Here is a 20312-nt window from a genome sequence, read left to right on the forward strand (position 1 = left end):
AAAACTGATGCACTTTTTTTATAAAGATATACCTCAACAAACCGAATTAATCTGTGTGTTTTGGTGTAAAGCCGTCCTCACTTAATTCTTTGTGAACGTAGTCCGCCTTCATCTCTGCTTCATAATCGACCTTTTCATCTTTGCCCATTCTTCTTAGAATTGAATCAAATAATGAATAAACCACCGGTACAATAATCAAAGTCAAGAATAATGACGAGGTCAAACCACCAATAACTACCCAAGCCAAACCTTTGTTCATCTCTGCTCCCGCACCGCTTGCCAATGCAATTGGTAACATCCCAAAAATCATCGCAATGGTGGTCATTAAGATAGGGCGAAGACGAGCGTGGTTAGCCTGAACCAGAGCATCGTGTGTGGTCGCACCTGCCGCTTTCCTCATGTTTGTGAAATCGACAATCAAGATGGCATTTTTTGCTACCAGACCAATCAACATAATCATCCCCAGCATTGTGAAGATATTGAGGGAGTTGCCTGTTAATGCCAGGATGACCATTACACCAATTAATGCCAGCGGAATGGAAAACAATACCACAAACGGATAGACAAAACTGTCATATAACGATACCATTACTAGATAAACAAGGATAATAGCTGCCAGCAAGGCAATACCCAATGTTCCGAATCCTTCCGTCTGGTTCTCCATATCGCCACTCCAAACATATTCTACCCCTGCTGGTTTCGTTTTCTCGTTGTTCATAAACATTGCGGCCCATTCGTTGGCAACATCACCAACAGGACGACCTACAACTTTCGATTTCACTTTTACCGAAGGTGCTTTGTCCCTACGTTCCAACAAACTCGGTCCTGAACCCATTTTCACATCCGCAAATTGGCTTAGACGCACCTGTTCGCCTTTCGTATTGGTGAACATCAAATTTTTAACATCATCAATGGATTGTCTATTATAATCACCAAACCGGATATTGATATCGTATTCATATTCTCCAGCACGGAATTTCCCGTCTGTATTCCCATTGAATGCGGTCTGCATGGTTTGTCCAACACTTGAAAGATTAAGCCCGAGAGTCGCCATCTTATCACGATCTATCTTTACTTGTACTTCGGGATTTCCTTCGTCTGTAGAAAGTTCAGCATCTACAGAACCCGGAACTTTTTTCAGTAAAGCAAGGATTCTATTCGCTTCTTTGTTTGCAGTGGCGTTATCTGGGCCTGTTACTACCAATTCGATTGGAGCATTATTGGCTCCCATTAGACCGATTGGTGCAGTTTTAAATTCAACGCCCGTGAATTTTTCTGCCAAAGCTCTTTTTATTTTTGCTGACTTGATGTCTGTACTTTCAGAACGCTCGGATTTATCTGTCAGGTTAACCTGAATCTCCGATTTGTAAAGCGTTGCCTGAGCACCACCAAATCCTGTGGACTGCTGACCAACAGTAGTAATCAAATCTACTACATCTTTGTCATTTCTGAGAAATCTTTCAACTTCCAGAGTGACTTGGTTGGTTTTTTCTATTGACGCATCTTTTGGCAATTCCATCTGAACAAGGAACTGTCCACGGTCCATTTTTGGGAAGAATTCTCCTCCGATAAATCCGAAAGCTACCAGCATAAATGATGCAATCAATATCAAAAATGTAACAACTACGGTCATTATTCTTCTCAATGTTGTTTTGAGGCACCATTCCAGGATTCCTGTAATCCAATGCGTAAATTTGTCCAACTGTTTCTCGAACCAAAGGATAAATTTCTCAAAAGGATTTTTACCCGTCAAATGAACCAATTTTCCAAACCTTGAAGATAACCAAGGAATAATAGTAAACGATGCCAACAATGAAAAAATAGTCGCAATAACCACCGTAACACAGAACTGCGCCAGGATATTCGCCACCAATCCTGTACTCATCGCAATTGGAAGGAAAACTACCACAATTACCAATGTAATCGCAGAAACGGTAAATCCAATCTCCGAAGCACCATCATAGGCCGCACGGATTCTGCTTTTACCCATTTCCATATGGCGGTAAACGTTTTCTAGAACCACAATCGCATCATCTACTAGAATACCAACCACCAATGAAAGCCCAAGTAGGCTCATAAGGTTCAAAGTATATCCCATCAGCTTCATCCCGATAAAGGTGGCAATCAAAGATATAGGAATAGAAACCATTACAATAAAAGCATTTCGGATGTTGTGAAGAAACAATAACATGACCACAGCCACCAAAATAATAGCCAGAAACAAGTCAAAAATAACATGATTGGCCGCTTCTAACGTAAAGTCTGTGCTATTATCTACAATTTGAATTTTGACACCCTGGGATTTGTAATTCTTCATGACTTCATCCACTGTTTTCGTGATGCTTTCAGAAACCGCAACAGCATTGGCATCAGACTGTTTTTTGATTTGCATCAATATCGTAGAAGACTGATTGTATCTCGCCACTTTTTCTGCATCTTTCTGAGCGTCAAAAACCGTAGCAATATCAGACAATCTTACCTGAGCCCCGTTTTTGGAAGAAACAACCAGATTGTTCATTTCCTCCACAGATTTATATTTACCTTCCAAACGGATGGTAGATTTTGAGGTTCTGGTTTTAAGGGCACCCGTTGGAAAATCGAGGTTGGAGGAAAGGATAGTCTGCTGAACATCGGAAACGGAAAGCCCGTAGCCTTGCAGTTTCTTCTCATCCAGATTCACCTGAATCTCTCTTTTTTGACCACCAACCAGATTAACTTGCGCAACACCGTTTACACGAGAAAATATTGGTTGAATCTTCTTGTCCAGTAGGTCGTAGAGCTGTTTATTATTCAGTTTATCGCTGGACATACTCATTGTGATAATTGGTAAATCATCCAATGAAAATTTGTTAAGTGAAGGTGTTTTCACATCCTTGGGCAAGTCTGCAATGATGGCATTCACTTTACGCTGAGCATCATTCAAGGCATAGTTGACATCTGCACCTGGATTAAGCTGAACCATAATGACAGAAAGACTTTCGAACGAAGAAGCCTCCACTTTTTTCACATTCTCCAAAGAACCAACAGCATCTTCAATTTTTCTGGTCACTGATGTTTCCACCTCGCTTGGCGAAGCTCCGGGATAAATTGTAGAAATAGTCACCATATTAGTCTCGAATTTCGGAATCAATTCGTAGCCCATCATAGAGTAACTCAAAATACCTCCCAATGTTAATATTGTAAATAATACAATAATAAGGGATGGCCTTTTAATAGATATTTCTGCTAACTTCATATTCTGCTACTTTACAATATTGATTTTCGAACCATTGTCTAGATTGATTTGTCCGCTGGTAATGACTTGCTCACCATTATTAAGTCCACTCAGAATCTGCACTTTGTTGCCATAAACTTTACCGGTCTGCACTGTTATCAGCTTAGCAGCACCATTTTGTACGATAAAAAGTTGACCAGAACTTACCCCGTTTACAAAAGCCTCTGCAGGCACCGTCATCATATTTTGAGTCGCCGCACCATTGTTGGTTTTGAAGACCGCTGTTGCATACATACCGGCCTTTAGATTACCTCTGTTTTGCACTTCGATTTCTACAGGGAAATTAAGTGATGCATCACTTTTAGGTGCAATGAATGTGATTCTACCGGCAAAAGAATCTTCGGGAAGAACACTCACATTGATTTTCACTTCCTGACCAATCTGGATTTTACCAATCTGGCTCTCATCTACCAACACTGAAAGCTTGAGAGAATTGATATTCACGATCTCAAACAATGCTGTTCCCGGTGCTACCACAGCGCCTGGCTCTATCATTTTCTTATTAATTGTTCCGCTGATACCTGCACGGATGCTTGTGTCCCCCACTCTTACACCCTGCGCTCTTACAGCCGCCTGAGCATTTTTAAGTTGTAGCCTAGAGTTATCCAGCTGTTGTTTTGTAACACCTCCCGTCTTAAAGGCATTTTCATAACGTTGGTTATCCAAGATGGCGTTTTGTAGATTATTCTGCGCCTGGGTAACATCTACTTCTATCGCATCTTTTTTAATAGTAGCCAACACCTGTCCTGCAGCAACCCGCGATCCCTCCTGTACATAAACATGGGTAATCCTACCCGATATTTCAGAAGACTGGTTACTCTCTTGCTTTGGAATAAATGTTCCGTTGGCCGAGTAATCGGTATCTATATTTTGTCGGCCGGCAGTAATAACGTTGACGTTAATTTTGTCCACCTGTTTGGCAACTTCTTTTACTTCGGTTTCCTGCTTTTTTTTGTTATCGGCAATTTTATAAGCTGCCAAACCAACCAGCACTGCCGCCACGATGATATATATAATAGTTTTTTTCATTTGTAATTAAATTTTCTAATAATTGAATGGTCTTTTTAAATATTGCGTTTCGGAGAGTTTATTTGATATAATTTTTAAGTTCGCCTTTAGATTTATAATACTGTATTTCTGCGATTTTATAATCCAGTACAGATGTTGTATAATTATTTTTAGCCTGTACCAGTGCATTTTCCGCATCCAACAGATCTGTCAATGTTGCCAAACCGTACTGGTAGTTACTTCTGGTATTGGACAGTACATCTTCTGCCAACTGCATGTTAGCTTTTTGATTATCCAATGTAGAGAGGCTATTTTCTATTTGCGATTTTGCATTCTGATAAGCCAAGTCAAGGCCCAACTTTGTATCCTTTATATCCACATTTAGCTTATCAATTTCAATCTGTGCCTGCTGAACTTTGGCTTTGGTAGAAAAACCATTGAAGATAGGAATATTAACTCCTAAACCAATAGATGAATAATCTGACCAGTAAACACCATTGGAACTGCCATTGGTTAGCGGAAACTTACGTCCCATCCCTTGCCAGTTATAATTGGCATTTAGGTTAACTGTTGGATAGTACGCAGCCTCCGTCGCCTTTTTATTAAACTCTAGTAATTCTTTGTTTTTAAGTAACACTTTTACCTCGGTACGGTTATCGGAACTTACTGTATTTTCCAATAAGTGTGGCGTAATCTCCATATCTTCTTTCACAAGCTGGATTTTATTTTCGATAGGCATTCCCATGTAAAACTTAAGTGCATTCTCTGCCTGCACCACTCCATTTCTAGTTTGTCTGATACTGGTATCGATATTGGTAAGATTCACATTGGTTCTGTCCAAATCAATCTTCTTGGCCAAACCGTTATCAAAAAGACTCTTGATAATATTTCGCACTTTCTCGGTACTGGTATAGCTGCTTTCCAGCGTCTCCTGATTTTGCTGCACGGTAAAAACCTGAAAATAAGCATTAGAAACCCTTTCAATAATCTGCTCATCGGTGAGGTCTGCATTGAGTTGGTAAAATTCTTTAGTTGATTTTGCCGCCTTCAGCCCAATAAAAACCTGCTGGTTAAACAGTGCCTGCTGCAACTGTACGCCTGCACCTGCAATCCACTTTTGACCAAACGGCACCATTATTACAGTTCCGGGCGCTCCAAAAAACTCCCCTGGCAACGCACTCTTTTGCAAAATTGGGTTGTATGTAAGGTTGGCACTTCCGTTTAATTTGGGAAGCGCTCCGGCTTTAGCTTCCAGGATCTTGGCATCGGCATTGGTAATATCCAATCTGGCTTTCAGCGCATCGGATTTGTTCTGCAGGGCATATTCTATGGCTTGCTTTAGCGTAATGATCTGCTGGGAATACAGTAAGGATCCCGTAACGGTCAAAATGCTCAACGCCAGTTTTTTCAACTGTATCATTTTGTTAAAGGTCATAATTTATTAATATCGTTAATTCTCTGTTTATTATATTATATCATTTCTAATGAACGGACAGCCGTGTAAAATACTTTAGAATGATCATTAATTTTTAAATAACATATTCAGGATAATATCCTTTCGGTCGCCTATAAGACGGTCAAACTCCTTATCATCAATCATCATATTTTCCATAAAAAGCGGGCGTATTGCACTGGGAAAAACCAACAGGGCAATCATATTCAGTATAAATTGCATTGGCTCCATCTTTTGGATATGACCCAGCTCCATCTCCTGTTCTATATCTTTATAAAAACGGTCCACCTCATCTTTCTCCATATCCTTTTTCACACAACTTCCCTTATTGATCTGAGAAACAATATAGGTTTCTAGATAAGGGTATTGCAAACTGGTTTTCAAACTATTTTCAATAAACCCTGCAATTTTTTCTTTAAAAGATAAATCAGAGTTCATAATGATCTCCGATTTTTTCTTTTCCACCTGATGGGCTTCATCAAACACAATCTGAACCAGGTTGTCTCTGGAGCGGAAATAATAATTGATCAAAGTTCTGTTTATAGCTGCCTCATCTGCAATCTCTTGAGTGGTCGCATCAAACCGGCCCTGAACAAAAAAAAGCTTCTTTGTAGTCTCTTTTATCAATTCCTGTGTTTGCTCCTTTTTTTCTAGATTTGACATTTTTGTTAAACAATTTTGTGCAAATTTATGTCAAATTTCATTTTTGACAAAATTGTTAAACCTCAAAATTTTAATTTCCCCACACAATTAACATTGGCTTAATATGGCTATTTCTGCATGATGAGAAAGGATGCCGGTTATATTAATTTATAAATAACTAACTTTGCGCCAAACTAAAACCTTTAAAAAACTGTAGATTAAACCGTTGAATAAACTCAATCTTGATAACAAATCTTTTTTATTGATGACAAACAGCGACGAATGGAAGGTTTATAAATTCGGAGAAGATTTTGACGAAACCTATCAACTTTTTTTTTCTAAGTATGGCGAAGTAAAATCGGTAACAAAAAACAATCCCGAAGGCAAAATCCTAAAAGGCAGCATGCGCGAAGGTTATCCCATTATTAGTTTCACGCAGTTCGAACCTATTTCGGAAAAGATGAAATTAAAATTTGAGGAACAGAGCAATCTCATAGCCGCTTTGCGCGCAGAAGCCCGTCAACTAAAACGTTTGGTAAAACTGAAAGGGACATCAGGACAAGAACTGCAAATTGCTACAAATAGAATCAATACTCTGGCAGACGACATCAAGTCTTGCGTCAGCAAACTCTCTAAACAGCGTACCAAAGACCTGAAAAGTAGAGGCAAATATTATCACCTTTTGGTTCATAAAGCTGTGGCAGAGCTTTTCATCCCAAACGATGATCCGGAGAACAAAAAATTTGTGATCCACAAAAATTTTGATAAAAAAGATAACAGAATAGAAAACCTAGATTGGGCTACAAAAGAAGAAGTTGTCAAAAGAAGTTTTGAAAGTCCAAAATTTATCCAATACAAAATTTCTGCTCCAAAAAAAGACAGAACAGCAGTGTCAAAACTGTCTTATAATGATGTGGTTCTTATCAAACGTAAGTTGAAAAAAGGCGAACAAGCCTCAAAACTTGCAAAGCGTTTTGGTGTGTCGGATATGCAGATCTATAGGATTAAATCCGGGGAAAACTGGGGCGACGTACAAACCAGCCTTATTAAAAATAAATCATAACATTCGTAATATAATTAATGGAACTAATACACCGCAATCTTCTGATAGGGATCCACGATGCACTTCAGGAGACATTTTTTCAGGAGAAAAAATACGCAGACAAAGTCATAGAACGCCTCCTGAAAGCGCATAGAAAATGGGGAAGCCAAGACAGGCAAACCGTTTCCGAAATCTTCTACAACATCATCCGCTGGAAAAAACGCCTAGAGTACTACATGGGCGAAGGCGTAAAACCGAACAATGTTTATAAACTGATTCTCGCTTATCTTTTGTGGAGCAAATCCCATTACAAAAAATTTGAGGAATTTGATGGCATCAAGGTAGCGGACATCCTCACAAAACTGAAAAAAGGTACCGTTCCCACAAAAGCAATCGAATACTCGGTGCCAGAATGGCTCGCAGAAACGCTGGAAAAAGAACTCGGGAAAAACTGGGAAAGAGAAATGCTGGCTCTTAACGAGCAAGCCCCAACAGTTTTACGAACCAACACATTGAAAACAACACCGCGCGAGCTGGTTGCAGATTTGCGTGACGAAAATGTAGAGTGCTTCACCATCAAAAATTATCCTGATGCCGTACAGCTGGAGGAGAAAAAGAATGTCTTTTTAACTTCCGCTTTCAAAGACGGGCTTTTTGAAGTACAGGATGCCAGTTCCCAAAAAATTGGCGAATTGCTAGATGTTAAAGAAGGCATGCGCGTGGTGGATGCCTGCGCCGGCGCCGGTGGCAAAACACTTCACTTGGCCGCACTCATGAAAAACAAAGGGCAAATTATTGCCCTAGACATCTACGAATGGAAACTGGCAGAGCTTAAAAGGCGTGCCAAAAGAGCCGGAGCGCACAATATAGAGACAAGGCTGATTTCTGACAACAAGGTTATCAAAAGGCTCCATGAGAAGGCAGACAGGTTGTTGATAGATGCACCATGTTCCGGACTTGGCGTTTTGAAAAGGAACCCAGACTCTAAATGGAAAATTGACCAGGACTTTATAGACCGTATCAAGGGCGAGCAACAGCAGATATTGCAGGATTATTCTAAGATACTCAAAAAAGGAGGACAGATGATCTACGTTACATGTTCCATTCTCCCTTCGGAAAATAATGAACAGGTAAAATTATTCTTGAAAAACAATCCTGACTTTTCTTTGGTCAAAGACGAAAAAATAATGCCGAGCGAAGGCTATGACGGCTTTTATATGGCATTGATTAAAAGAAACGAAGAAAAGGTCAGCTAACTAATATCATACTTTAGAATCATTCTAAAATCACCAATAATCCCTAGCTTTGCATAGCAAAATTACGAGCAATGTTTGAAACAGATATCATTATAATAGGTGCCGGTCCTACAGGGCTTTTCGCCGTTTTCGAAGCCGGTTTGTTAAAAATGAGATGCCATCTTATTGATGCCCTTCCGCAGCCTGGTGGTCAGCTAACAGAACTTTATCCTAAAAAACCCATCTTTGACATCCCTGGATACCCAAGTGTGGATGCCGGCGTTTTGGTAGATAACTTGATGGAGCAGATCAAACAGTTTGAACCACAGTTTTCTTTGGCTCAAAAAGCTATCAGTTATGAAAAAACGGAAGACGGCGGTTTCATCGTAACCACCAGCAGAGGCACAAAGGTGAAAGGTAAAGCTATTGCCATTGCCGGAGGATTGGGAAGTTTTGACCCGCGTAAACCGGAGTTGGAAAACGTTGGAAAGTTTGAAGAAAACGGCATCGAGTATTTTGTAAGAAATCCTGAAATGTTCCGTGATAAAAAGATTGTGATTGCCGGCGGCGGAGATTCTGCTTTGGACTGGTCGGTTTTCCTTGCTGATGTCGCCTCTGACGTCACTTTGATCCACAGACGTAATGAATTCCGTGGGGCTTTGGATTCTGTGGAAAAAGTTCAGGAGCTTAAAAACCAGGGAAAAATCAATCTGGTAACCCCTGCGGAAGTCACCGGGTTAATTGGGGATGATAAACTAACAGCAATAGAAGTTACCAAAAATGGCGAAAAAACCATTATAGAAACAGATTATTTTATCCCATTATTTGGATTGACACCTAAGCTGGGTCCGTTGGCAGAATGGGGACTTGAGATCGAAAAAAATGCGATCAAAGTAAATAATGCCCTGGATTACCAAACCAATATCGAAGGGATCTATGCAATTGGTGATGTCAATACTTATCCCGGAAAATTAAAATTAATCCTTTGTGGTTTCCATGAAGCTACGCTAATGTGTCAGAGTGTGTATAACAGATTGAACCCCGGTAAAAAATTCGTATTAAAATACACTACCGTAAGCGGCGTTGACGGTTTTGACGGCACCAGAAAAGAAGCCGAAAAAGCAGTTGTAAAAGCGATAGACTAAAAGTTAATTTTTCTTTTAACTTACAATATTTAGGAGGGTTTTTAACCCTCTTTTTTTATCATCCTTCAAATTCTTTATCTCTAATTTCTGTTCTTTAACATCTATTCTTATCTTTGCAATATGTCAGACGTTAATATTACAATTATAGACCGCGAGGGCGTTTCTCACACCATTCCCGCACCCACTGATATGGCTATGAGCCTGATGGAAGTTGTGCGTGCTTATGAGTTGGCTCCGGAAGGCACCATTGGTATCTGCGGTGGCATGGCTATGTGCGCCTCTTGCCAATGTTATGTACTGAGTGACAATGTCCCGTTACCGGAAATGTTACCCGATGAGGAAGCAATGCTGTCCGAAGCCTTTAACGTAAAACCAAACAGCCGCCTGGGCTGCCAAATTCCATTAACAGATGATTTGGAAGGCCTAATAGTAGAACTGGCTCCGGAATACTAGCTTAATCCATTTTCAATTTATAATGGAATTATTTTTGTTAAATATTGCTTAAAAATAATTCCCAATGAAATTATCTCCTACAAAAACTATTCTTGCCCTTTCTGCCGCGGCTCTAGGGCTTTTCATACTAAAATCATGTTCAGTTGGAATCCCCGAAAAGGCGATTGCCATACAAAATTTTGACTCGGAGAAGTATCTTGGTAAATGGTACGAGATAGCGAGGTTTGATTTTAAATTTGAGAAAAACCTCAACCAAGTGACCGCCACCTACTCCAAAAACCGTGATGGCAGCATAAAAGTAAATAACCAAGGTTACGATTATGTCAAGAAAGAATGGAAACAGAGCATTGGCGAAGCTAAATTTGTCAATGTTGGAAATGAGGGCAGGCTGAAGGTGTCTTTTTTTAAACCATTTTGGGCAGGTTATAATGTGATAGACCTTGCCGGTGATTACCAATATGCCCTGATTGCCGGTAAAAACCTGGATTATCTCTGGATTCTTTCCCGCGAAAAAACAATCCCGAACTCTGTAAAAACCCGATTCCTTGCCAAGGCGAAATCCATTGGTTATGACACCTCCCAACTCATCTGGGTAGAGCAGTCTGCCAACTAATTTTATTACTATAACGCAAAAAAACATCAACTGAAAGCAAAACCCAAACCTAGCCCCGATGGAAACGGCATCCTTTTTTTGGCTTAGGCATTTGCTAGGGAGAAAAAGATACAGTGGACAGCGGGTAACAAGTTGAAACTAAATGATAGCATGATGCTCCTAAAAATCGGGCTGCGGAAGTTTGTCTTTTGGAAAAGTAATTGCTAATTTTGGGATCGTAGTATTTTTATAGAAATCTAATTAATCATATGGCATTTATCGATTATTATAAGATCCTGGGGCTTGAAAAAAATGCGTCTGCGGACGACATTAAAAAGGCTTACCGGAAACTTGCTCGCAAATATCACCCGGATATGAACCCGGACAACAAAGAGGCGGAGAAAAAATTCAAGGAAATCAACGAGGCAAACGAGGTGCTGAGTAATGCAGAAAACCGCGCCAAGTATGACAAATATGGCGAAAACTGGAAGCATGGCGAGGAGTATGAGCGTGCGCAGCAACAGCAGCGCCAGCAATATTCGGGAGGCGGTGCTGGCTTCTCGGGTGCCAATTTTGGCGAGGGCGAAGATTTTTCGGATTTCTTCCAGTCGATGTTTGGTGGCGGCGGTGGCGGTGGCTTTGGAAGAAGTTCGCGAGGTAGTGCCAGTGGCAAATTCAAGGGTCAGGATGTTTCGGCAGAACTGACGCTCAGCCTGAGGGATGCTGCCAAAACGCATCAGCAAACTTTTGATATCAATGGCAAAAAAGTGAGGATTACCATCCCGGCAGGTGTCTATGATGGCCAACAGATCAAACTGAAAGGTCACGGCAACCCGGGAATAAACGGAGGTCCAAACGGCGACCTTTTCATCACCTTTACCATTACCGAAGACAAAGACTTCAAACGGGAAGGCGACAACCTGAGAAGCACCGTAGATATTGATCTCTACACAGCAGTTTTGGGCGGAGATGTCAACATCCAGACCCTAGACGGCTCTGTAAAACTGAAAGTAAAACCGGAAACACAAAACGGCACCACAGTGCGCCTAAAAGGTAAAGGCTTCCCGGTTTATAAAAAAGAAGGCCAGTTTGGTGACCTCTATGTGACATATAATGTGACGATCCCGACCAACCTGACCGATGCACAAAAAGAACTTTTCCAGCAACTTAAAAATTCTTAACAATGACAGAAAGAATCTCCGTAGAAGACATTATCAGGCTGTACAAAATAGATTACAGCTTTATAGATCAGCTGATTGATTCCGAATTGCTGCATCCGCAGACCGAGAACAGCGTGCGCTACATTGTTTACGAAGAGCTGCCACATTTGGAACGCTTTGCCAACTGGCATTATGACCTGGATGTCAATCTTCCGGGCATAGAAATTATCCACCAGTTGCTTAGCCAAATGGAAGACCTGAAAAACAGAAACCGAAGGCTGATGCAGAACGCTATCAAGCTGGGAGAGTGGGAAGATATTGAGTTTTAAATGTATTTATGAATGCATTTTGAATTTAGAAAATAAACAAAAAAGAGTTGGACATTAAAAAGTCTAACTCTTTTTTATTCTATAAAGTTCATTAACTCCTTATAATAAATATTACGATCTCTAAAGATAATAATACACTGCGATGTCATACACAATTAACTAAAAAACACAAAACAGATAAAACTTTCTCCGTAAATTAGCTTGATGGAATTATACGATGTCATCATTATCGGTGGCGGCCCCATAGGTCTTGGCTGCGCGCTGGAAGCTAAAAAAAACAAGCTGAATTACCTTGTTATAGAGAAAGGTACTGTGGCCAACAGTCTCTATAATTATCCCCTGTACATGACATTTTTTTCCACCGCCGACCGGCTGGAGATTGATGAAATCCCTTTTATCACTGCAAAACCTAAACCCGGCAGACAGGATGCTCTCGAATATTACCAAGGTATCGCCCGGCAAAAAGAAATCAACATCAGACTTTATGAAAAAGTTTTGCGCATTAATAAGGCCGATGCTTTTACAGTTACTACAAACAAAAATAACTACAACGCCAAAAACATAATCATTGCTACCGGCTTCTACGACATCCCTAATCTGATGAACGTACCTGGAGAAGAATTAGCTAAAGTGAGGCATTATTATACCGAACCTTACCCCTACGCTTTCCAGAATGTGGTGGTGATAGGATCCAGCAACTCCTCGGTAGATGCGGCGTTGGAGATTTACAGGAAAGGTGGTAATGTCACCATGATTATCCGAAATAAAGACATCTCGACAAACGTTAAATATTGGGTAAGACCTGATATCGAAAATAGAATCAGAGAAGGAAGCATTCAGGCTTATTTTGAATCTGAACTGTTGGAAATAAAATCCAACAGTGTTATCTTTAGAACCAATGATGATGAAATCCATGACATTCAAAATGATTTTGTACTCGCTTTAACCGGCTATTTACCGGATTTTGAATTTTTGAAAAACGCAGGCATCCAACTCAATGGCGAATGTGAAAACCCAAGCTACAACCCCCAAACGATGGAAACCAATGTTGAAGGTATTTATTTAGCTGGTGTAGTTTGTGGTGGTAGGGACACGCATCTTTGGTTCATAGAAAATTCCAGGATCCATGCAAAACAGATTGTTTCCGACATTGTCAACAAAAGAGATTGAAATTATTAATACAAAACTTAATATCAACCCAAACTATGCCAAAAGATGGTATTCTTTTTGTAATTCCTTGGCTGAGAAAGAAAAACTATGAATATCCGATTAACTAAAAACACATTCACATTATTACTATTGTCCGGTATTTTCCTGATCCAGTGTAAAAAAGACGAAGCTTTGCCTTCCTCCAATAATAACAATAATCAGGTTACAGACGTCCTTCCTTCTGATGATAAGAAGCCAGATGAAGAAAAAGAAGAGGAAGAAAAACCAAAAGTTCCTGATGTTGTTATCCCGAGAAAAGATTTTGGATTCTATCCTTGGGTTTATAAAAACACAGATTCAGTTTCTTTACAAAATAAAAAAGAATTCACCGGAAAAGCTCTTTACACCATCTTGGCGCTGAACCGTTTGGATAAATCCAATATTGGCAGAGCAGATACGCTTGTGGTACCTGCCAAGATAGAAGATGATTTCCTAAGATATTCTCCGTTTCCTGGCCATGTAACAAGTCTTGAGAATGTTAAGAAATTTGTTTTCTTCTCCTATCCCATTCAGGCTTTTGGTGTTTACGAAAACGGTAATCTTGTAAAATGGGGACCGACCAGCATGGGAAAAAAAGCAACCCCTACCAAAACAGGTTTGATGTTTGCCAACTGGAAAAAAGAAGTCGCCATCTCGACTGTTAGTGATGAGTGGAAACTGCGATGGAATGTTAATATCGCCAACTTTGATGGTATTGGGTGGCACCAATATTCGATGCCTGGATATCCGGCTTCACACTCCTGCCTGCGCATGTTAGAAGAGGATGCCAAATGGATGTATGGATGGGTAGACACATGGGTTTTAAACAAAGGCGGACAATCTACCAGAGCAAAAGGAACACCTGTAATTGTGTATGGCGATTATCCTTGGGGCAAAAGGAGACCTTGGAAAAAGTTGCTGGATTCGCCTGATGCGAACAATATGTCTGAAGATCAAATGAATAAAATTATAGAACCTAAACTTGCAGAAATTATCAAGGAACAAGATAACAGAGAAGCGGTTATACTGCAGGTTCAACAAGAGAAAAAAGCTAAATCAGATTCGCTTTTGGCCGTTAAAAGCCAAAATTGAAATATGAAAAGGTGTTAATATATTTAATATATTTTTTTATTAATACTGAAATTAATCTTACAGTCATCAATTATAATTTTGATTTCGGAAACAAAAAGCGCTGCCAAAACTGGCAGCGCTTATTTTATTTCACGGACAGGATCCCAGAATAAGGTTTTAAAATCTTTTATCCTTCCATTGTCCTGAACCACAATATTTTCTTCTTCTAATCTTCTTCTAAATTTGGGAACAGATAATTTACCACTGCTGCTAATGACGCGGTGAGCAGGAATATCGGCAGGACATCCACCCATAGCATTGCCTACATGACGGGAATGATTGGGGTAACCTACAGCCTTTGCAACAGCGCCATAAGTAGAAACGCGACCGCGTGGGATGAGCCTTGCAATCTCATAAACCTGTTGCTTGAATAATGCATCCATCCTGTAAACTATTCTTTTTAAAATTCAAGAAATTTAAATTTAAGCTGTACTGCAAAATTGTCCTTAAAATTATTTGTGGCATAATAACCTACTCTATAGAAAAAACCTAAATTAAACCTAGAGCTCAAAAAGTTATTGTATTCTAAACCGACTTCCTGATAAAGATGGTTAAGCGGTGAGAAATCAAACTGATGATACTCCGGGTTTTTCATGTCACCAATAATACCTTTGTACACAAAGTCAAAACTGGAGGTATTTTTACCAAAACTTTTAAAATACCATGGGATGCGGTGCGTAAGGAAGTATCCACCAAACTTGTCGTTAAAATATTTTCCAGAAGTCATTGTTGCAAAGCCCAAATACGTAGTGAGGTTAAAGTTGGAAAGAACCCCAGTATTTTTTGTTGAATCTAATCCTCCCATTTCAAATGTATGCCAAATTGGAGCTTTTCCAAAATAATAACCACCGTACACCCGGGTTCCGGTAGTACCCAAAATGGTGCGGAACTGGTGGGTATAAAGAATATCAAAACGACTGTAGTTAAAATCTCCGCCCAAGGTTTTGTAACCTTGTTCGTAATTAAAATAGACTTCGGGATACTTTTGGTCAAAAGTGTATTTTCCTTGCGGTGTCATTACATTTCTGCTGTTGGGCGAAAACTTAAGCGTTGCCATAGAACTAAAGTTGTTGAATTTGCCACTCTCTCCCATAAACTGATAATCAAACCCGGCTTCTTCAGACTGCTTTTTTGCAGAGATATTCAATGTAAGGGCATTCGTAAGATCAATCTCATAAGCCAGCCTTACACCGTCATATTTGTAATATTTATCGTTCTGAATCAGCATACCACTGTTGTTGATCGTCATTTTCATGTTCCACAAATTCTGGTTAAATCTACCAGAGGCATCCACATCATGGAAATAGTTGATTCTGAAGAATGAATTTCTCTCCAGACTTGTACGGACATCCAGACCTGCACCGTACTTCCAATTATGATCTTTAAAACCATATGCAAAATAAACATCCGGCGAAATATAACGGTTAAATCTTTCATTCAGTTTAAAACCAGCTCCCAAACGAAGACCTTCGTAACGGTTATATTTGTTTTGCATAGGATCAATATCAAACATACCGAACCTTATTTTACCTCGTAACAAAGTACTTATAATACTCACTTTCCGGTCTAGTCCGTATTTTTTTCCAAGGCTATCAATCTTTACATAGGTATTTTTTTCCCTTGCAGATAAACTGTCCGTCCTATATTTATCCAAAAGGGTTCCGTCTGCACTTTGTACGCTCATGGTATAGCCATTGAATTGTGAAGCTTTAAGCTCTACTGGCGACTGGAAATCAAAGTAATCAGCCTTCATATAAGCATAATTACCAAATTTTTTGACTTTGGATAACCGTTCTTTTTTTTCTTCAGCTGTTTCATTTTCCTTTTTCTTAACCGTTGAAAATTCTGACGAGCCCATTTTTATTTTCAGGTTTTCACTTTTGAGAAACCACTTATTGTCAATAGGAATCCAAACGGAAGTGATGCTGCCATCTGTCTTAACCTTGCTGTTACTTTCTATTTTCTTTACGGCGTAAGAATCCTTATCTATATAAAGATAACCATTGTATTTTCTTCTGTTCACAGGAGTTTTGTAATCAACTTGGCGAAAACGAATCACATAATTATCGCGCCCATCAATTTGGATAGAATCTGTTAAAAAGTAACGGTAAAGCGTTCGGTTTTCAGGTAAAATTTCACGAGGCACTTTGTTCCGGTTAGATCTTAAAGCTAACATTTCGTATACCGGATTTTGAAGCCCCGAAATCCTATTGTCCAAAACATTAACTTTTTCACCATATTTTTTGGAATATAAATACTGCATAGCACGTTCCCAAAGGAACATTTTGCTCACCTTTACAATGCCCATCATTTGCTCACCTTCTAGGGAATCTTTTTTCTGTTTAGCATCTTGATGGAGGCCACGGTCTGCCACTTTTGACAGAGAATCTTTTCTCGCATCAAAAAATTTTGTGTAAGATTTGACACTATCAGCATCTACATCATAAGACATTTTTTCATATGATTTATAAGAATAGGAATCCAGCGCCTTAGGTGAATTGTCTTTAAAATTCCTGAATGCTTTATCAATAATTGCCAGAGCTTTTGGATCACTTTGATTACTGAGGACAACCCCTTGTATATCTCTGGTTTTGGCATTATCGCGATCCAGAGAAAGTTCCATCACTTTATCTACAGCCACCTCATCACCAATAAAACCTATAAGCTCCACCGTTACCTTGGGACATTTGGTAGTAAAAGTAGCAACGCCTTTATCATCAGTCTCCCCCAGAAAGGTGTTATCACAATAGATTTTGGCATTTTGCAGCGGCTTATGGTTGTCTGCTCTGTAAACTGTTAAAGTACTTTGTGACAAAAGCGCTATAGAGGACAGAAAAGATAAAACCAGCAGGAAATTTTTAATCATGAGACAGTTGTTATTAATATTAAATTATTGCCAAGGCAATTTTGCAGCCAAAATTATATAATTAATACAAGTTAAGCCAATAATTTTCAAATAATGCGATGGAAGACAAAGCTGTTAAAAAAATGCTGATTAAAAGCTTAGTAATGCTACTCTACAAATCCAAAAATGAATTATTATCTTTGCAGAATGGTAAAAATTGGCAATATAGAACTCCCGGATTTTCCGCTCTTGCTTGCTCCGATGGAAGATGTGAGTGATCCGCCATTTCGCAAACTTTGTAAGATGCATGGTGCAGACCTTATGTATTCAGAATTTATTTCTTCTGAAGGATTAATCCGCGATGCTATCAAAAGCCGTAAAAAACTTGACATTTTTGATTACGAGCGTCCTGTAGGAATTCAGATTTTTGGAGGTGATGAAGAGGCTATGGCTATGTCTGCCAGGATTGTAGAGACCGTAGAGCCAGATCTGGTGGATATTAATTTTGGTTGCCCAGTTAAAAAAGTAGTTTGCAAAGGTGCTGGCGCCGGTGTGTTGAAAGATATTGACCTAATGGTAAGGCTTACCAAAGCTGTGGTGAGTTCTACCCACCTTCCTGTTACTGTAAAAACCAGGTTGGGCTGGGATGACAATAGCATCAACATTGATGAAGTGGCTGAACGCTTGCAGGAAACGGGCATCAAAGCACTCACGATACATGCCAGAACACGCTCCCAGATGTACAAAGGGGAAGCCCATTGGGATCACATCTCTAGAATCAAAAACAATCCAAATATAGAAATCCCTATTTTTGGGAACGGCGATATCGATTCTCCAGAGAAGGCTCTGGAATATAAACAAAAATACGATTGCGACGGCATTATGATTGGCCGAGGCGCTATTGGCTACCCTTGGATTTTTAACGAGATCAAGCATTTCTTTGCCACTGGCGAGATTTTGCCACCACCCACAATCTCCGAAAGGCTGGAGGCTGTAAAAAACCATGCTTTGTGGTCTGTGGAATGGAAGGGCGAAAGACCGGGACTTGTGGAGATGCGCCAACATTATAGCAACTATTTCCGGGGAATTCCTCATTTTAAAGAATTCAAGACCAAATTTTTGCAGGCCTTATCGCTAGCTGAGATGGACGAAATTATTGATGAAGCCAGACAATTTTATGCAGAAGTATAGAAGATAATTTTTTGATGTCCAATTTCAAATGAAATTTTACCAACTTTATCTTCTCTCCAAAACGATATTCTAAAAACAACTACTAAACTATTAATTGTCAATTAGTTAACTTGAACAACTAATTCTGTTAATAATAATTTAAGTGGAAAGTTCCTAAAGATAAAATTTCGACTTTTTTGCATGTATAAAATGAAGTGACTTCTGGATTAGACATCACAACGTATTTTTACATTTTAATTTCTTGAAGGATAAATTATTTTTTATTAAAATCAGAATTAAAATTCCTAACAAATCATACCTCAAAAAAGCTAAAAATCCATACTAATGATTCCTGAAGACAATTATATAGAAATTAATAAAAACTCTTGGAATAATCGAATAGATCCCCACCTAAAGTCCAAATTCTACAATATGGAAGGATTTATGACAGGTGAAACCTCACTAAATACGATCGAACTAGAACTACTTGGTGATATCCAGGGAACGACAATCTTACACTTGCAATGCCATTTTGGACAGGACAGTGTATCATTAAGTAGATTGGGGGCAAAAGTTACAGGCGTAGATCTTTCTGATAGGTTCTGACACCGAATTTATCTGCTGTAACCTTTATGATTTGGGAAATCATCTAGATCAGCAGTTTGATATTGTTTTTACAAGTTATGGTACCATCTCTTGGTTGCCAGATCTAGATAAGTGGGGAGAACTAATTTCAAAATATTTAAAACCTGGCGGAAAATTTATTTTTGTTGAATTTCATCCTATAGTCTGGATGTTTGATGAAAATTTCGATAAAATCAGATACCATTGTTTTAATGTAGAGCCTATCGTAGAAATTGAAAACGGAACCTATGCTGACAAGAATGCAGCTATATGTCAATCTTACGTAACATGGAATCATAGTATGAGTGAAGTACTTACCGGTTTATTAAGCCATTCTTTGGAATTGCAATCTATTCAGGAATATGATTACTCTCCTTATAATGTATTCAGTAACATGATGGAGTATGAGGAGAAAAAATATAGGATCAAACACTTAGATAAGAAAGTCCCACTTATCTACTCAATTGTTGTAAAAAAGAAAGAAAATATCTAGCACATAAGCAGCTATCGGGTATAACCTTTTTCAAAAAACTACAATTTTCTATTGTTGAGTTCTTTCGTGGCTTCTGCTAATCCTTCATTCCTGAGTCCGATGCTTACCAAAATATCTTAAAATGATTTCTTGAAAGTTAGTTTTGGCGGTATTTTGAAAATTGAATCTTTTAACAAATCTCTTTTCATTTAAAAAAAACTTTTGGCGATCACACAATAAGGCCAGCCATATCCAATGTTATTTGTTATGATCAAAAATTTTAGCTCAGTCTCAAAGCAATGTTACCAATACCTTAAAATATACAGTTTTCACTGTTTATAAAAATAAAAAGACACTTACAATAATTTATAAGTGTCTGATTTAAAAAGTGAGCGCGAAAGGATTCGAACCTTTGACCGTCTGCTTAGAAGGCAGATGCTCTATCCAGCTGAGCTACGCACCCTAATAACGTTATGTACTGTGATTATTCCGATTAAACCGGACTGCTCTGTCGATAAGAGCAAAGTACTGATGAATAGTTTTTGTAAA

Annotated in this window: 16 protein-coding genes, 1 tRNA gene and 1 pseudogene; 11 read left to right on the forward strand and 7 right to left on the reverse strand. The window is 39.1% G+C overall.

The genetic code is table 11. The annotated features are described in order from the left end of the window. Window positions 1-46: 46 nt before the first annotated feature. The 4 genes from AC00Y6_RS00695 to AC00Y6_RS00710 form a co-directional block, all read right to left on the reverse strand. Window positions 47-3235, reverse strand: a complete 3189-nt coding sequence (locus AC00Y6_RS00695; RefSeq protein ID WP_474488699.1) for an efflux RND transporter permease subunit — start codon at window positions 3233-3235, stop codon at window positions 47-49. A gap of 6 nt (window positions 3236-3241) precedes the next feature. Further along, complete coding sequence (locus AC00Y6_RS00700) at window positions 3242-4303, reverse strand: efflux RND transporter periplasmic adaptor subunit (protein ID WP_474488700.1); 1062 nt, start codon at window positions 4301-4303, stop codon at window positions 3242-3244. Between the two features lie 58 nt (window positions 4304-4361). After that, window positions 4362-5702, reverse strand: coding sequence for a TolC family protein (locus AC00Y6_RS00705; RefSeq protein WP_474488701.1), 1341 nt, complete (start codon window positions 5700-5702; stop codon window positions 4362-4364). Between the two features lie 102 nt (window positions 5703-5804). Next, on the reverse strand, window positions 5805-6398 hold the full coding sequence (locus AC00Y6_RS00710) for a TetR/AcrR family transcriptional regulator (RefSeq protein WP_474488702.1): 594 nt from the start codon (window positions 6396-6398) through the stop codon (window positions 5805-5807). 244 nt (window positions 6399-6642) lie between these two features. Between AC00Y6_RS00710 and AC00Y6_RS00715 the strand changes: the two genes are divergently transcribed. From AC00Y6_RS00715 to AC00Y6_RS00755, 9 genes are all read left to right on the forward strand, one after another. Continuing rightward, on the forward strand, window positions 6643-7440 hold the full coding sequence (locus AC00Y6_RS00715) for an HNH endonuclease (protein WP_474488703.1): 798 nt from the start codon (window positions 6643-6645) through the stop codon (window positions 7438-7440). A gap of 17 nt (window positions 7441-7457) precedes the next feature. Next, complete coding sequence (locus AC00Y6_RS00720; RefSeq protein ID WP_474488704.1) at window positions 7458-8675, forward strand: RsmB/NOP family class I SAM-dependent RNA methyltransferase; 1218 nt, start codon at window positions 7458-7460, stop codon at window positions 8673-8675. Window positions 8676-8746: 71 nt separating this feature from the next. Continuing rightward, window positions 8747-9799 (forward strand): NAD(P)/FAD-dependent oxidoreductase, encoded by a 1053-nt coding sequence (locus tag AC00Y6_RS00725; protein ID WP_474488705.1) that lies wholly within the window; start codon window positions 8747-8749, stop codon window positions 9797-9799. Between the two features lie 120 nt (window positions 9800-9919). Beyond that, a complete protein-coding gene (locus AC00Y6_RS00730; RefSeq protein ID WP_474488706.1) occupies window positions 9920-10252 on the forward strand; it encodes a 2Fe-2S iron-sulfur cluster-binding protein in 333 nt (110 codons plus the stop codon). Window positions 10253-10316: 64 nt separating this feature from the next. Beyond that, window positions 10317-10865 (forward strand): lipocalin family protein, encoded by a 549-nt coding sequence (locus AC00Y6_RS00735; protein WP_474488707.1) that lies wholly within the window; start codon window positions 10317-10319, stop codon window positions 10863-10865. 248 nt (window positions 10866-11113) lie between these two features. Next, window positions 11114-12025, forward strand: coding sequence for a DnaJ C-terminal domain-containing protein (locus tag AC00Y6_RS00740; RefSeq protein WP_474488708.1), 912 nt, complete (start codon window positions 11114-11116; stop codon window positions 12023-12025). Between the two features lie 2 nt (window positions 12026-12027). Next, on the forward strand, window positions 12028-12333 hold the full coding sequence (locus tag AC00Y6_RS00745; protein ID WP_474488709.1) for a chaperone modulator CbpM: 306 nt from the start codon (window positions 12028-12030) through the stop codon (window positions 12331-12333). A gap of 204 nt (window positions 12334-12537) precedes the next feature. After that, entirely contained in the window at window positions 12538-13503 is a 966-nt protein-coding gene (locus AC00Y6_RS00750) for a YpdA family putative bacillithiol disulfide reductase (RefSeq protein ID WP_474488710.1), read from the forward strand. Window positions 13504-13590: 87 nt separating this feature from the next. Then, complete coding sequence (locus AC00Y6_RS00755) at window positions 13591-14613, forward strand: L,D-transpeptidase (protein ID WP_474488711.1); 1023 nt, start codon at window positions 13591-13593, stop codon at window positions 14611-14613. Between the two features lie 119 nt (window positions 14614-14732). On the opposite strand, the gene AC00Y6_RS00760 is transcribed toward AC00Y6_RS00755, so the two are convergent. Beyond that, window positions 14733-15035: an MGMT family protein gene (locus AC00Y6_RS00760; protein ID WP_474488712.1), complete on the reverse strand. Its 303-nt coding sequence runs from the start codon at window positions 15033-15035 to the stop codon at window positions 14733-14735. Between the two features lie 17 nt (window positions 15036-15052). Then, the gene (locus AC00Y6_RS00765) at window positions 15053-17518 is read right to left on the reverse strand and encodes a DUF5686 family protein (protein ID WP_474488713.1); all 2466 of its coding nucleotides are present in this window, start codon (window positions 17516-17518) and stop codon (window positions 15053-15055) included. A gap of 186 nt (window positions 17519-17704) precedes the next feature. On the opposite strand from AC00Y6_RS00765, the gene dusB reads away from it, so the two are divergent. Next, window positions 17705-18688: a tRNA dihydrouridine synthase DusB gene (gene dusB / locus AC00Y6_RS00770; protein WP_474488921.1), complete on the forward strand. Its 984-nt coding sequence runs from the start codon at window positions 17705-17707 to the stop codon at window positions 18686-18688. Between the two features lie 324 nt (window positions 18689-19012). Next, window positions 19013-19784 (forward strand): annotated as a pseudogene (locus tag AC00Y6_RS00775) (class I SAM-dependent methyltransferase). A gap of 368 nt (window positions 19785-20152) precedes the next feature. On the opposite strand, the gene AC00Y6_RS00780 reads toward AC00Y6_RS00775, so the two are convergent. Beyond that, window positions 20153-20226 (reverse strand) — tRNA-Arg (locus AC00Y6_RS00780). Between the last annotated feature and the right edge of the window lie 86 nt (window positions 20227-20312).

This window comes from Epilithonimonas sp., from assembly GCF_056329745.1.

Bases quoted from the DNA above. Each gene is read 5' to 3' on its own strand.
- AC00Y6_RS00700 (WP_474488700.1), bottom strand. From the start codon at position 4,303: ATGAAAAAAACTATTATATATATCATCGTGGCGGCAGTGCTGGTTGGT.
- dusB (WP_474488921.1), top strand. From the start codon at position 17,705: ATGGTAAAAATTGGCAATATAGAACTCCCGGATTTTCCGCTCTTGCTT.
- AC00Y6_RS00760 (WP_474488712.1), bottom strand. From the start codon at position 15,035: ATGGATGCATTATTCAAGCAACAGGTTTATGAGATTGCAAGGCTCATC.
- AC00Y6_RS00740 (WP_474488708.1), top strand. From the start codon at position 11,114: ATGGCATTTATCGATTATTATAAGATCCTGGGGCTTGAAAAAAATGCG.
- AC00Y6_RS00755 (WP_474488711.1), top strand. From the start codon at position 13,591: ATGAATATCCGATTAACTAAAAACACATTCACATTATTACTATTGTCC.
- AC00Y6_RS00695 (WP_474488699.1), bottom strand. From the start codon at position 3,235: ATGAAGTTAGCAGAAATATCTATTAAAAGGCCATCCCTTATTATTGTA.
- AC00Y6_RS00725 (WP_474488705.1), top strand. From the start codon at position 8,747: ATGTTTGAAACAGATATCATTATAATAGGTGCCGGTCCTACAGGGCTT.
- AC00Y6_RS00715 (WP_474488703.1), top strand. From the start codon at position 6,643: ATGACAAACAGCGACGAATGGAAGGTTTATAAATTCGGAGAAGATTTT.
- AC00Y6_RS00710 (WP_474488702.1), bottom strand. From the start codon at position 6,398: ATGTCAAATCTAGAAAAAAAGGAGCAAACACAGGAATTGATAAAAGAG.
- AC00Y6_RS00705 (WP_474488701.1), bottom strand. From the start codon at position 5,702: ATGATACAGTTGAAAAAACTGGCGTTGAGCATTTTGACCGTTACGGGA.
- AC00Y6_RS00765 (WP_474488713.1), bottom strand. From the start codon at position 17,518: ATGATTAAAAATTTCCTGCTGGTTTTATCTTTTCTGTCCTCTATAGCG.
- AC00Y6_RS00730 (WP_474488706.1), top strand. From the start codon at position 9,920: ATGTCAGACGTTAATATTACAATTATAGACCGCGAGGGCGTTTCTCAC.
- AC00Y6_RS00750 (WP_474488710.1), top strand. From the start codon at position 12,538: ATGGAATTATACGATGTCATCATTATCGGTGGCGGCCCCATAGGTCTT.
- AC00Y6_RS00720 (WP_474488704.1), top strand. From the start codon at position 7,458: ATGGAACTAATACACCGCAATCTTCTGATAGGGATCCACGATGCACTT.
- AC00Y6_RS00735 (WP_474488707.1), top strand. From the start codon at position 10,317: ATGAAATTATCTCCTACAAAAACTATTCTTGCCCTTTCTGCCGCGGCT.
- AC00Y6_RS00745 (WP_474488709.1), top strand. From the start codon at position 12,028: ATGACAGAAAGAATCTCCGTAGAAGACATTATCAGGCTGTACAAAATA.